The sequence below is a fragment of the Streptomyces sp. 11-1-2 genome (assembly GCF_003595545.1).
GTDB classification, from domain to species: domain Bacteria; phylum Actinomycetota; class Actinomycetes; order Streptomycetales; family Streptomycetaceae; genus Streptomyces; species Streptomyces hygroscopicus_B.
This window is the reverse complement of the sequence record NZ_CP022545.1, coordinates 2,739,231-2,751,862: the sequence shown is the minus strand read 5'-3', so window position 1 is coordinate 2,751,862 and position 12,632 is coordinate 2,739,231. Positions and strand designations below refer to the sequence as shown.

The window sequence follows — 12,632 nt, the reverse complement described above, 5'->3', positions numbered from 1 at the left end:
TGATGGTGACGTGATGACACCCGGTGAGCGCTGAGGCGCCACCGCTACGGTGCCCCTGGCCAGGGGCACCGTAGTAGAGAGAATCCCGAGCGGGAGCGGGGCGGATGAAAGGTTCAGGCCGCCCGATGTTCTGACGCTCCGCCAGGATCGCCGGTGGCGTGTTTGCGGTCGGCGCGTTCCAGGGCTGTGCCGATGGCGGTGACCGCGTCGCGGGCGGCGTGGGGGAGCAGGTGGCCGTAGAGGTTGACGGTGGTGGCCGGTGTCGAGTGGCGCTGGGTCTTGGAGGCCATGGCCAGCGGCACCCGTGAGCTGATCATGATGGTGGCGGCGGTGTGTCGTAGGTCGTGCACGCCGATCCGTGGCAGGCCGAGCTCGGCGGCGCGCCGCCGCAGCTCGACCAGCACCCCCTGCGGACGCAGCGGCGAGCCGTCCGGGCGACAGAAGACCAGCCTTTCCAGTGGCGTCCCCTTGGGCTGGCCGGCCCGGGCGAGCGCCGCCTGGCGCTCGAGGGCGGCGACCACGCGCGGGGCCAGGCTCACCCAGTTCCGGCTGGCCTTGGTCTTGGGGTGGCCGAGGTAGAGGTGGTTGTTGTTCACGGCCGTCACCTGTCAATTTCGGTGAGACACGTCAGGCTGCGGGTTCTTCCTGATGCTTCTCCTTGGCGGGTTGGTTGATCCAGGCCGCCTTCGGGAGGCGGGGTGGCGTCGGTCTTCGGCGGAACCGGTGCGGGTTGGTGGCGTAGGCGTCGGCCAGGACGTCGGCCCGCCGGGCTCGGATCGTGACTGCGGTGCCGTCGTGGACGGATGCGGGGGTGTGCAGTCCGATGCCGGAGTGCCGGTGGACGGTGTTGTAGTAGGTGAAAAACCGCTGGCAGAAGGCGCGGGCGTCGGCCAGTGAGCCGAACCGGTCGGGGAAGACCGGGCAGTACTTCAGGGTCTTGAAGTTTGCTTCCGAGTACGGATTGTCATTGGACACGCGTGGCCGTGAGTGCGAGCGGACGATGTTCAGATCGACGAGCAGCTGGGCGACTGGCTTGGAGGTCATCGAGGTGCCCCGGTCGGCGTGGACCACGTCCGGGACGACCCCGCCGTTGGCGCGGAAGGCGTCTTCGATGAACTCCTTGGCCAGTGCGGCCGATTCGCGCGGCACGACGAGCCAGTGGACCGCTTTGCGGGAGTAGATGTCGAGCATCACGAACAGGTCGTAGTACATCCCGCGGTCGGGGCCCTTGAGCTTGGTGGCGTCCCAGGTCCACACCTGGCTCGGGCCGGTGGCCACCAGCTCGGGCTTGGTCCTGGGCGGGTGGGCGGCCTGCGCGCGGCGCTCGCGGACCTCACCGTGCTCACGCAGCAGCCGGTACATCGTGGACACCGAGCACAGGTAGGTGCCCTCGTCCAGCAGGGTGGCCCAGATCTGCGCGGGGGACTTGTCCACGAACCGCTGCGAGCGCAGCACGCTCAGTACCCGTGCCTGTTCCAGCTCGGACAGGGCCGCCGGGTGCGTTGCCGGCGGCCGGCGCGGCCCGGCCACGCGGGGCTTGGGGTGGCGCTGCCGGTAGACGGTGGCCCGCGAGCGGCCGGTCAGCTCGCAGGCCGGCTTGATCCCGACGACCGACTCCAGGGCGGCGAACGCCTCGGTGATCACTTCCTCCGCTTGGGCTCGGAGTCCTCGCTCTCGGAGAGCAGTTCCAAGAGCTCGTGTGCTTTTCCCAGGATGGCCAGCGCCTTCTGGGACTTGGCCAGCTCTGCGGCCAGCTTCTCGTTCTCCCCCCGCAGCCGCTCGGCTTCCTTCTCGGCCGCGCTCTTGCCCGTCGGTCCGGACGGCCTGGCGGCCAGCGCATCCAGTGCGCCCGCGTCCCGGGCGGTCCTCCAGTCGATGATGTGCGAGTGGTACAACCCCTCACGGCGCAGAAGCGCGCCCTTCGCGCCCGGCTCGGTCAGCCGCTCGTACTCCTCCACGATCCGCAGCTTGTACTCCGCGGTGAAGGTCCGCCGCTTCGGCCCGCCCGCGCGGGGACCGCGCTTCTTCTTGCCCACGACCTCATCATCGGCCACACCGGCCAGGAGATCGGCATTGCTCAGCGTCACGCTCGAAAGATCCTGTTCTCGCCCTACTAACAACAGAAGACTCGATTGTCCTCATGTCTCACGAGAGTCTGACAGGGAGGGATGGGCGGCAACCCGGGTGCGGAACTGGGAGAGGACACTGAAGTCGAAGCCGGGATCCTCCAGCCCCAGTCCGAGCGCGTAGGACCACGAGAGTTTGTCCCGCACCGCCTCGGCAGCCTGCCGGTCAGTCAGGTTCTCGGCCATCTGCAGCACCGTGACCAATGCCAAGCGGCCCGGTGACCAGCCACGCGGCCCCGTAACCGCGAACGCTTCCGCGAACTCGGCATCCGCGAACAACTCACCGAGCCGATCACGTACCGCGACCGGTAGCGGCACCTGACGGCCGGAGTACTTCGCCCGCACCGCCCGCGCCACCTCCGGCGCCGGCTCCGGCCACGACCGCGGCTCCATCGACACAGGCCCCTCCCGCTCCGTGACCGGGAACGAGAAAGACCGGCCACCAGACCAGCCTGCCGCAACAATCAACACCCCGACCAGCACAAACAGCAAATGGGCAACAGGATCGGGCACCGCTGACGTCCACGGTTGTTCACGCAGTTAGACACTCGCCGTGCCTCACGCCTCTCGTTGCGCATAGTGGGTGGAACAGCTGGGCGGGCTGGGGCTCTTGCGCGGTCCGTGCAACGAGCGGCAGGGCGAACTTCACAGCGGCAGCTAACCGGCTGTCAGTGGCGCCGTCTATCTTGCGGCTTGTGGATTGGTTAACAGACGACGAGATCGTCGCCCTGACGAGTGAAGAGTTCGATGCATGGGTCGATACTTTGGAACCGTGCAAGGTGTGCTTCGACAAGCTTTGGCGGGTCGATGCGGGACCCAAGGGGAGGGTATGTCCGCAGTGCGGCAATGCCGAACGGCAGGCACGACGACACAACCTGACGCGTGCTCGTGTCAATGCAATCCTCAGAGTTCAGGATGACACCTGCCCCCTCTGCGGCAGCCTGGGAGGTGACTCCTCAATGGAAGGGCCGTCGTGGTGGCACATTGATCACGACCATTGCTGCTGTTCCGGTCCAACCTCTTGCGGACAGTGCGTACGAGGACTGCTGTGCAAGGACTGCAACACTCGCGGCTTGGCTTGGTATGAGAGTCTCACTGCCGACTTGCAAACCTGGGATCACGCCAACGCCTACTTAACGGATCCTCCTGCGCACAGACCAGAGGCAGCGGTGCTGTTCCACGGAGATCTCACCGGCGTCCGTTCGCGGGATGGGTCCTTTGCTGACTGGCGCTCCAACAGGCCCCTCTGTGAGCCCTTTTAGCCATGAAGCACGTACCGCATCAGCGAGACGGAGCTCACGCCTGTGGGGCTCGGTTATTCATCGCTGCTGGTCAAACGCCACCACTGGCGCGCAGAGAGCTGCAACCATGTGTGGATGATCGTGTCGCTTCTGTACCAGGTGACTCGACGCCTTCTCTCCGTCCCGTCGGTGCTTGTGCGGCGGGACACCTCGAAGGAGGCTGAGCTTCTCGTCCTGCGTCACGAAAAGGCCGTGCTACGACGCCAGCTGCAAGGGCGAGTACGGTACGAGCCCGCCGACCACCTGTGGTTCGCGTCCCTGTCCTCGCTGATCCCCCCACACCAGTGGGCCAGGGTCTTCCCCATCACACCGAGCACGCTGTTGGCCTGGCACCTCAAGCTCATCGCCCGTCGATGGGACTACTCTCGACGACGCCGCGGTCCCGGACGGCCGCCCACGCAAGCCACCATCAAGAAGCTCGTGCTGCGCCTCGCCCGGGAGAACAGCCGATGGGGCAATCGCCGGATCCAGGGCGAACTGGCCCGGCTCGGACATCCGATCGCCGCCTCGACCGTCTGGCAGATCCTCCACGCTGCAGGCATTGATCCCGCACCACGCCGCACTGGCCCAACCTGGCGCGCGTTCCTCTCTGAGCAGGCCACCGGACTGGTCGCCTGCGACTTCCTCCACATCGATACCATCGGCTTTCAGCGTCTGTACGCCCTGATCTTCCTCGAGCACCACACCCGGCGCCTGCACATCGTCGGCGTCACCGCACACCCGACCGCGGCCTGGGCCACCCAGCAAGCCGGCAACCTCGCCACCGATCTCGGCATACGCATGGACTCGCTGCGCTTCCTCATCCGGGACCGCGACAGCAAGTACACCGACGCCTTCGACGCCGTGTTCCAGACCGAGGACATCGAGATCATCAAGACGCCGATCCGCGCGCCAAAGGCCAACGCCCACTGCTAACGAGTGATCGGCACCCTCCGCCGAGAAGTCCTCGACCACATACTCATCCTTGGCGAAGGTCACGCGCGCCAGGTCCTGGCCGTGTACCAGAGGCACTACAACGCGCACCGCCCCCACCGGGCCCGATGCTAACTACCTCCCCAAGCCCAGGAACAACCACCTCCAGTCCTGGAGCCAGCCAGCCGCAAAATCCTGCGTACCCACGTCCTCGGCGGCGTGGTCAACGAGTACAGGGCAAGAATTATTCGAGCCCCACAGCGTTTGACTAAGGGCTTGCAGATCATCAAGGTGTTGCTTCCCGTCCCATGGCTCGTTGATGTGGTATGCGCATCCCAAACGAGATCCGTACCCAACTCGCTGTGAAGTTCGCGGTGTTGTTCCCACATCTGGATGAGCGGCAGCGACGGCTGCTGATGGCCGCAGAGGCCCGTGTCCTGGGACACGGTGGTGTTCGGGCCGTCGCGCGGGCGGCCTCGGTGAGTGAGACCACGGTCCGCAAGGGCGTGTTCGAGTTGGAGGCCGGCGAGGAGCCTCTGGGGCGGGTGCGGCGGCCGGGCGGGGGCCGCAAGAGGGTCGCAGATCTCGATCCGGGGCTGCGGCCGGCCCTGCTGGCGCTGGTCGAGCCGGACGAGCGCGGTGATCCGATGTCGCCGCTGCGGTGGACGGTGAAGTCGACCCGCACGCTGGCGCGGGAGCTGGCCCGGAGCGGGCACAAAGTCAGTGCGGACACCGTCGCGGACCTGCTGCGGGAGGAAGGCTTCAGTCTGCAGGCCAACGCCAAGACCATCGAGGGCAGCCAGCATCCGGACCGGGATGCCCAGTTCCGCTATCTAAATGAGCAGGCCCGTGATCACCGGGATACCGGCCAGCCGGTGATCAGCGTGGACACCAAGAAGAAGGAGCTCGTCGGCGAGTTCAAGAACAACGGCCGCCAGTGGCGGCCTGTGGCTGATCCTGTGCCGGTGAACGTCCATGACTTCGCCGACCCGCATCTGGGCAAGGCCGTCCCGTATGGGATCTACGATCTCGCGGCGAACACCGGCTGGGTCAATGTGGGCACCGATCACGACACCGCCGCGTTCGCAGTGGAGTCGATCCGCCGCTGGTGGTGCGGCCAGGGCCGGGCCGCCTACCCGCAGGCAACACGACTGCTCATCACCGCCGACGCGGGCGGCTCGAACGGCTACCGCACCCGGGCCTGGAAGCTCGAACTCGCCCGGCTCGCGACCGAAACAGGACTGATGATCACCGTGTGCCACCTGCCGCCGGGCACATCGAAGTGGAACAAGATCGAGCATCGGCTCTTCTCGCACATCACCTTGAACTGGCGCGGCCGCCCGCTGACCAGCCACGAAGTCATCGTCCAGTCCATCGCTGCGACCACCACCCGCACCGGATTGCGCGTCATGGCCGAGCTGGACACCAACATCTACCCAACCGGAGTCCAGATCGGCGACGCGGAGATGGCGGCCCTGCCACTGACCCGACACGCCTTCCATGGCGACTGGAACTATGCCGTGCACCCCCAGCCGTGCCCTGCCATCCCAGCGCCCCGGGCTCCGCAGGAACCCGCCCCGGAGTGGGACCATGCTCTCCTGTCCGACCCCGTCCTGACCGGCATGTCCCGGCAGCAACTGAGCGATCTCACCAACACTTTGGCCCTCGACGGCAACGTCAAGCGCGGCCGCCCGCCCCGACTCGCCTTCCCCGACCAGGTCCTGGCGGCCGTCCTTCACCTGCGGGTCGCCCTGGCCGCGGAACCCCTCGCCGTGCTGTTCGACAGCAGCCGGACCGCCATGCACCGCACCCTGCTGAAGATCAGGGCACTGCTCAAGGCGCACGGCATCGTCATCCCGCCGGCGGTCACCCCGCCCTCCGCCCTCACAGCCCTCCAGGCCCGGGTTCGAGCCCTGAGTGCCGACCCCAGCAGCATGATCAAGACAACGTGTTAATGATCTGCAAGCCCTAAGGGCTTGCAGATCATCAAGGTGTTGCTTCCCGTCCCATGGCTCGTTGATGTGGTATGCGCATCCCAAACGAGATCCGTACCCAACTCGCTGTGAAGTTCGCGGTGTTGTTCCCACATCTGGATGAGCGGCAGCGACGGCTGCTGATGGCCGCAGAGGCCCGTGTCCTGGGACACGGTGGTGTTCGGGCCGTCGCGCGGGCGGCCTCGGTGAGTGAGACCACGGTCCGCAAGGGCGTGTTCGAGTTGGAGGCCGGCGAGGAGCCTCTGGGGCGGGTGCGGCGGCCGGGCGGGGGCCGCAAGAGGGTCGCAGATCTCGATCCGGGGCTGCGGCCGGCCCTGCTGGCGCTGGTCGAGCCGGACGAGCGCGGTGATCCGATGTCGCCGCTGCGGTGGACGGTGAAGTCGACCCGCACGCTGGCGCGGGAGCTGGCCCGGAGCGGGCACAAAGTCAGTGCGGACACCGTCGCGGACCTGCTGCGGGAGGAAGGCTTCAGTCTGCAGGCCAACGCCAAGACCATCGAGGGCAGCCAGCATCCGGACCGGGATGCCCAGTTCCGCTATCTAAATGAGCAGGCCCGTGATCACCGGGATACCGGCCAGCCGGTGATCAGCGTGGACACCAAGAAGAAGGAGCTCGTCGGCGAGTTCAAGAACAACGGCCGCCAGTGGCGGCCTGTGGCTGATCCTGTGCCGGTGAACGTCCATGACTTCGCCGACCCGCATCTGGGCAAGGCCGTCCCGTATGGGATCTACGATCTCGCGGCGAACACCGGCTGGGTCAATGTGGGCACCGATCACGACACCGCCGCGTTCGCAGTGGAGTCGATCCGCCGCTGGTGGTGCGGCCAGGGCCGGGCCGCCTACCCGCAGGCAACACGACTGCTCATCACCGCCGACGCGGGCGGCTCGAACGGCTACCGCACCCGGGCCTGGAAGCTCGAACTCGCCCGGCTCGCGACCGAAACAGGACTGATGATCACCGTGTGCCACCTGCCGCCGGGCACATCGAAGTGGAACAAGATCGAGCATCGGCTCTTCTCGCACATCACCTTGAACTGGCGCGGCCGCCCGCTGACCAGCCACGAAGTCATCGTCCAGTCCATCGCTGCGACCACCACCCGCACCGGATTGCGCGTCATGGCCGAGCTGGACACCAACATCTACCCAACCGGAGTCCAGATCGGCGACGCGGAGATGGCGGCCCTGCCACTGACCCGACACGCCTTCCATGGCGACTGGAACTATGCCGTGCACCCCCAGCCGTGCCCTGCCATCCCAGCGCCCCGGGCTCCGCAGGAACCCGCCCCGGAGTGGGACCATGCTCTCCTGTCCGACCCCGTCCTGACCGGCATGTCCCGGCAGCAACTGAGCGATCTCACCAACACTTTGGCCCTCGACGGCAACGTCAAGCGCGGCCGCCCGCCCCGACTCGCCTTCCCCGACCAGGTCCTGGCGGCCGTCCTTCACCTGCGGGTCGCCCTGGCCGCGGAACCCCTCGCCGTGCTGTTCGACAGCAGCCGGACCGCCATGCACCGCACCCTGCTGAAGATCAGGGCACTGCTCAAGGCGCACGGCATCGTCATCCCGCCGGCGGTCACCCCGCCCTCCGCCCTCACAGCCCTCCAGGCTCGGGTTCGAGCCCTGAGTGCCGACCCCAGCAGCATGATCAAGACAACGTGTTAATGATCTGCAAGCCCTAAGGGCTGTCCTGTAACAGGGAGGCGCCTCCACACCAATCCCGGATCGAGGCCTGTCAGTGGCTGGTGACAGGATCCAGGGATGCTGATCAAAGGATACGACGACGGCTCGCTGGTTGCGGGCGAGTCACTGCTGGCCCTGCGGGTGCCGATACATCATCTGCGCAGTTCAGGCGGCGTGCTGGTACTGGTGGAGCGTTCCGCCGAGCCGGTCTCGTCTGTGGACTTCCAGGTGGGTGAGCTGGGCTTGTTGGGGGATGGGTGCGGGTAGTGGGCGGCATGGGGCGGCGTTTTTCAGTGCCCGGTGCGGGCGGTGTTCGTTGTAGAAGGATTCGTACTCGCGCAGGGCGTGGAGGAGGTGGCCCTGGTTCCAGATCAGGGTCCGGTCCAGGAGTTCGCTGCGGCAGGTCTGTATCCATCGCTCCATGAGCGAGTTCATCCGTGGTATCCGAATGCCGGTGGTGACGACCTTGAGACCGGCATCGGTCATCAGGGCGTCGAAGGCGGTTGTGAACTTCGAGTCGCGGTCGCGGATCAGGAACCGTGCCCTGCTGCCCGCGTCTTCGAGGTCCATGAGGAGGTTGCGTCCGAGCTGCACGATCCAGTCCCCGGTCGGATGTGCGCTGGCGCCCAGGATCCGGATGCGCCTGGTGGTGTGCTCGATGACGGCGAAGACGTACAGGCGCGCCCCCATCAGCGTGCGGACTTCGAAGAGATCGCAGGCGAGAAGGGCCTCGGCCTGGCTGCGGAGGAAGTCGGCCCAGGTGGTGTTCTGCCGTTCGGGTGCGGGTGGGATGCCGTGCTCGCGGAGGATCTCCCAGACCGTTGAGGCGGCGACCTTGATCCCCAGTGCGGCGAGTTCGCCGTGGATCCGGCGATATCCCCACGCGGCATTTTCCCTGGCCAGACGCAGGACGAGGGCACGGATCGAGCGGATGGTGCAGGGCGTCCACGCCGCTTGGACACGCAGGTCTCGGCATGGCACCGCCTGAGCAGCTCACGATGCCAGCGCAAGACCGTCTCGGGGCAGAGCAGCAGCAGAAGGTGCCGCAGTCTGTCTTTGGGCAGGTGATACAGAAGGCCGGCGAGGACAGCGCGATCACTGTCATTGAAGGCAGGCTTGCCGACCTGACGCTGCAGGACCAGCAGTTGATGCCGGAGCACCAGGATCTCGATGTCCTTGCCTCTGTCGCTCATCGGCAGGAGACGTAGGAACGCCAGGGTGTTGGTCGCGGCGAGGTAGGCCAGGCGCAGCAGCACGACAGATCATGATGCCGTCGGGGCCTTGTACCGGTGAAGACGCCGGGGTGAGCGTCGGCCAAAGTCGAAGATCTCTGAACAAGCTATGGCGTCCAGGGGGACGTTTCTCATCCCACCACCGTACTGGCCGGGACGCGAAGGAAAGGTGCCGGTTTTCGCATGCCGGAAGGGCGACGCCCCTGGTGGGGTGGTCCCGTGGACATTGCGATATTGCTCGGGATCGGGCTCCTCACCGAAGTGACGACGGTTCTGTTCGGGCTCGGCGGCGGGTTCGCCGCGGTCCCCGTGGTGGTGTGGACGGACGCCGCGCTCGGCGCGGACGCGATGCGGGTGGCGACGGTCACCTCGGCCGTGGTGATGGTGGTGAACGCGGCGTTCGCGACGGCCGTCACGGCCCGGCGCGTGCTCGGCGCCCTCCGCGGCAGTACGGGGCTGCTCCTCCCGCTGGCGGCCGGGGCCACGGCCGGTGCGTTCGCCACCCGCCTCGCCCCACCGGTGCTGGTCTTCGAGTGATGTCGGGGTCCAGGAAAAGCGACCGCACCATGACTAGAACATCGCCGGAGCCGCCGGGCGCCACCGCCATCGCCGACCCGGGCCGGCCCTCCTCGGCGGAGCAGCGCGCCGTGGCCAAGGCGATCCGTCACATCATCCCCTCGCCGTGATCGGCCTCTTCGTGTCGTTCATCGACCGGACCAACATCGCCGTCGCCGGACCCGCCATGGAGGGGCGCTGGGTCTCACACCAGCGGTCTTCGGCCTGGCCTCCGGCCTGTTCTTCGTGGGGTACGTCCTCTTCGAGATCCCCTCGAACCTGGCGCTGCGGCGCTTCGGCGCCAAGCTGTGGATAGCGCGGATCATGATCACCTGGGGGATCATCTGCGTGCTGACCGCCCTGGTGCAGGGGGTGACATCGCTCTACGTCACTCGCCTGCTGCTCGGTGTCGCCGAGGCCGGGTTCTAAGCGTCGGCATCTCAGCGGGCATAGCGCAGCAGGCGCTGCATCGGCCCCGGCCGGGCCAGGCCGGCCTGCTCGGCCAGCTGCCGGCAGTTCTTCCGCTCGGCACGCGACAGCAGCCCGAGCGGATAGGAGCGGGCACTCGCCCGGGGTTCAACTCGACCGAAATGTCCCACGATCCGGGCCATGGCCTGGTCGAACATCGCCTGCCAGCGGGCGGGGTCTACGCTATGGCCAGCGGCCACCGCACGATCTTCGTTTGTCCACACACCGACCGATGATCACGCGGTGGCCGTACCCGTTCCCGGCCGGGTACGGCCACAAGATCGCGAAGTCAGACTGGAGTACTAGTACTGCAGCAGCGTTTCGCTATCTGGCCTGGTCAGGGGTGTCGTCCGGAGTGTAGTGGGCTGGTGGTGTGTCAGGGGCGGTCTTGCCGGAGTGCCCCTCCAACGAGTGGAGTCGTCGCCGGTAGTGGCAGTGGCGGGCGACGAGCTGGCGCCTGCGGCGCCAGCGTGACCAGTTCAGCATGTGCGCGCGAAGCGACCGGTCGGGTCGGCGGTTCCCGGTGAGGCGAGGCGCCAGGAGCCGCCGGACTTCTGCCACGGTGAGCGGAGCCAGGGGGCCGGAAGCGTTTCTGCACCCCCCTTTGCTCCCGCGTCGGCCGCCATGACCGCGAGGTAGGCATGGGCAAGCATGGCCAGGGTGATGTGCCGGTACCAGCCGATGTAACGGCGGACCTCGTACTGGTCCAGGCCGCACTCGTTCTTCGCGGCCTGGAAGCACTCCTCGATCTGCCAGCGCATCCCGGCGATCCGCACCAGGTCGGCCACCGCGGCCTCCCGTGGGGCGTAGGCGAGGAAATACGCGATCTGCTCGGGCTTGCTGGGATTGCGGCGGGCCAGTGCCCACCGCCGACGGACGGGAACATCGCCCTGGTAGTCGAACTCGGCCACCGTGGGCAATTCCAGTGCCGCCCAGTGGTAGAGCCGCGGCCCCTTGGCCCCGTCGCCGCACGAGATCGGCTCCCATGCCTCCACGGGGGCCTGAGCGAAGAGGTGGTCGATGCGCGGGCCGAAGACCTGCTGGGACTTGGGCACTGCGAGCACATAGCCGAGACCGGACTGCTCCAGCAGACGGCGGAAGCGTCCCTCTTGCCCGTAGGCGGCGTCCGCGGCCACCCAGGCGAGGGGGAGATCGGAGGCCAGGGCACGCAGTACGAGGCGCTTGGCCAGCTCTCCCTTGGTGGCGAAGCCGCGTTCGTCGGGGACTTTCGCCGCCCGGCAGCGCTCGCGGTCGTCCGTCCACGACCTGGGCAAGTACAGCTCCCGGTCCGCCAAAGCCCGTCCGGTGCTGGTGGCGTAGGCGGCGAAGACACCGATCTGGCAGTTCTCGGTGCGGCCGGCGGTGCCGGAGTATTGGCGCTGCACTCCGGCCGAGGTGGTGCCCTTCTTGATGAAGCCGGTGTCATCGATGACGAGCACCCCGCCGTCATCGCCGAGGTGCTTGGCGACATATGACTGCAGGTCGTCGCGGACGTCGGCGGCGTTCCAGGTTGCTCCATTCAGCAACCGCTGGAGGCCATCGGGGGTGCGATGCCCGGCGAACTCGGCCAGTTGCCAGCCGTTCTTGCGGCCGACAGGGGCGAGCAGGCCCCGCACATAGTCCCGCATCCGGCGCCGCAGGTCGGCACGGCCAAACCGGTGGCCGATGCAGAGGAAGAGGTCGTCGAGTTCTCGTTCCCAGGCCGCGTCCGCATGTTCGTCGATCACGTTGGGAGGCTGTCCGTATCACAGCCCGGCCATTTCCCCGATCCACTCGTTGGAGGGGCACTCCGGCAAGACCGCCCCTGACACACCACCAGCCCACTACACTCCGGACGACACCCCTGACCAGGCCAGATAGCGAAACGCTGCTGGAGTACTAGGCGGATTGAGCACCATCGGAGTCCATCCCGCTGCGCCGGGCTATGAGTTCATCCTCGATACGCCGGAGCGTGGCATTGACGATCTCGATGGTGGCGGGGTCGTCGATGATGCCTCGGAGGGTCCGGTCCCAGTTGTCGCGGAGGATCTGGTGATTCTGGTGGGCCTTGTCGGTGGGGTACAGACGCACGCCTCGGGCGTTGCGGTCGTCCACGACGCGATCCACGAGCCCCCTCTTCTCCAGGCCGCGCAGTACCCGGCTGAAGTTGCTCGACGGAAGCAGGGTCGCCTCCGACGCGGCGCGCGCGGACGTGCCGGGGTGGTGGTGGATGAACCGCATGACGCTGATCTCGATCGGCGTGCACGGCTCGAAGGCGGGGTCCGCCGGGGGCCGAAGCTGCCGCCCCACGGCGAAGACCAGGTCGGCCAGCTCGTGGAGACTGGCGGCTTTGACGTCGCTCATGCCACGAGGATACCTTCCTATT

9 protein-coding genes and 5 pseudogenes are annotated in these 12,632 nt (G+C 67.2%); 6 read left to right on the top strand and 8 right to left on the bottom strand.

Annotated elements, in window-relative coordinates:
* Nucleotides 1–113: 113 nt before the first annotated feature.
* The 4 genes and pseudogenes from CGL27_RS11455 to CGL27_RS11445 all read right to left on the bottom strand — a co-directional run.
* On the bottom strand, nt 114–596 hold the full coding sequence (locus CGL27_RS11455; RefSeq protein ID WP_162952963.1) for a tyrosine-type recombinase/integrase: 483 nt from the start codon (nt 594–596) through the stop codon (nt 114–116).
* Nucleotides 597–627: 31 nt separating this feature from the next.
* Nucleotides 628–1,644 (bottom strand): IS3 family transposase, encoded by a 1,017-nt coding sequence (locus CGL27_RS11450; RefSeq protein ID WP_346345717.1) that lies wholly within the window; start codon nt 1,642–1,644, stop codon nt 628–630.
* Nucleotides 1,641–2,087, bottom strand: coding sequence for a hypothetical protein (locus tag CGL27_RS53460; RefSeq protein WP_346345718.1), 447 nt, complete (start codon nt 2,085–2,087; stop codon nt 1,641–1,643). The genes CGL27_RS11450 and CGL27_RS53460 overlap by 4 nt, the downstream gene beginning before the upstream one ends.
* 81 nt (nt 2,088–2,168) lie before the next feature.
* Nucleotides 2,169–2,519, bottom strand: a pseudogene (locus tag CGL27_RS11445) (transposase); the annotation flags it as partial.
* Between the two features lie 983 nt (nt 2,520–3,502).
* Here CGL27_RS11445 and CGL27_RS11435 point away from each other — a divergent pair.
* From CGL27_RS11435 to CGL27_RS11425, 3 genes and pseudogenes are all read left to right on the top strand, one after another.
* Nucleotides 3,503–4,576: pseudogene (locus tag CGL27_RS11435) on the top strand (integrase core domain-containing protein); the annotation flags it as partial.
* Nucleotides 4,577–4,665: 89 nt separating this feature from the next.
* On the top strand, nt 4,666–6,294 hold the full coding sequence (locus CGL27_RS11430; protein ID WP_119986369.1) for an ISAzo13 family transposase: 1,629 nt from the start codon (nt 4,666–4,668) through the stop codon (nt 6,292–6,294).
* A 71-nt stretch (nt 6,295–6,365) separates the two neighbouring features.
* Nucleotides 6,366–7,994, top strand: a complete 1,629-nt coding sequence (locus CGL27_RS11425; protein WP_119986369.1) for an ISAzo13 family transposase — start codon at nt 6,366–6,368, stop codon at nt 7,992–7,994.
* 183 nt (nt 7,995–8,177) lie between these two features.
* Here the strand turns inward: CGL27_RS11425 and CGL27_RS11420 are convergent.
* Nucleotides 8,178–9,046, bottom strand: a pseudogene (locus CGL27_RS11420) (integrase core domain-containing protein).
* On the opposite strand from CGL27_RS11420, the gene CGL27_RS51895 reads away from it, so the two are divergent.
* From CGL27_RS51895 to CGL27_RS11410, 3 genes and pseudogenes are all read left to right on the top strand, one after another.
* Complete coding sequence (locus CGL27_RS51895; protein WP_240451081.1) at nt 8,987–9,220, top strand: hypothetical protein; 234 nt, start codon at nt 8,987–8,989, stop codon at nt 9,218–9,220. The pseudogene CGL27_RS11420 and the gene CGL27_RS51895 sit on opposite strands and share 60 nt — an antisense overlap.
* Before the next feature lie 243 nt (nt 9,221–9,463).
* Nucleotides 9,464–9,769: pseudogene (locus CGL27_RS11415) on the top strand (sulfite exporter TauE/SafE family protein); the annotation flags it as partial.
* A gap of 276 nt (nt 9,770–10,045) precedes the next feature.
* A complete protein-coding gene (locus CGL27_RS11410; protein ID WP_240450468.1) occupies nt 10,046–10,228 on the top strand; it encodes a hypothetical protein in 183 nt (60 codons plus the stop codon).
* A gap of 26 nt (nt 10,229–10,254) precedes the next feature.
* On the opposite strand, the pseudogene CGL27_RS11405 reads toward CGL27_RS11410, so the two are convergent.
* The 3 genes and pseudogenes from CGL27_RS11405 to CGL27_RS11395 form a co-directional block, all read right to left on the bottom strand.
* Nucleotides 10,255–10,425: pseudogene (locus CGL27_RS11405) on the bottom strand (IS701 family transposase); the annotation flags it as partial.
* A 321-nt stretch (nt 10,426–10,746) separates the two neighbouring features.
* A complete protein-coding gene (locus CGL27_RS11400; RefSeq protein WP_119994352.1) occupies nt 10,747–11,934 on the bottom strand; it encodes an IS701 family transposase in 1,188 nt (395 codons plus the stop codon).
* Nucleotides 11,935–12,145: 211 nt separating this feature from the next.
* Nucleotides 12,146–12,610 (bottom strand): MarR family winged helix-turn-helix transcriptional regulator, encoded by a 465-nt coding sequence (locus CGL27_RS11395; protein WP_119986367.1) that lies wholly within the window; start codon nt 12,608–12,610, stop codon nt 12,146–12,148.
* Nucleotides 12,611–12,632 lie beyond the last annotated feature (22 nt).

Bases quoted from the DNA above. Each gene is read 5' to 3' on its own strand.
- CGL27_RS11425 (WP_119986369.1), top strand. From the start codon at position 6,366: ATGCGCATCCCAAACGAGATCCGTACCCAACTCGCTGTGAAGTTCGCG.
- CGL27_RS11430 (WP_119986369.1), top strand. From the start codon at position 4,666: ATGCGCATCCCAAACGAGATCCGTACCCAACTCGCTGTGAAGTTCGCG.
- CGL27_RS51895 (WP_240451081.1), top strand. From the start codon at position 8,987: ATGGCACCGCCTGAGCAGCTCACGATGCCAGCGCAAGACCGTCTCGGG.
- CGL27_RS11395 (WP_119986367.1), bottom strand. From the start codon at position 12,610: ATGAGCGACGTCAAAGCCGCCAGTCTCCACGAGCTGGCCGACCTGGTC.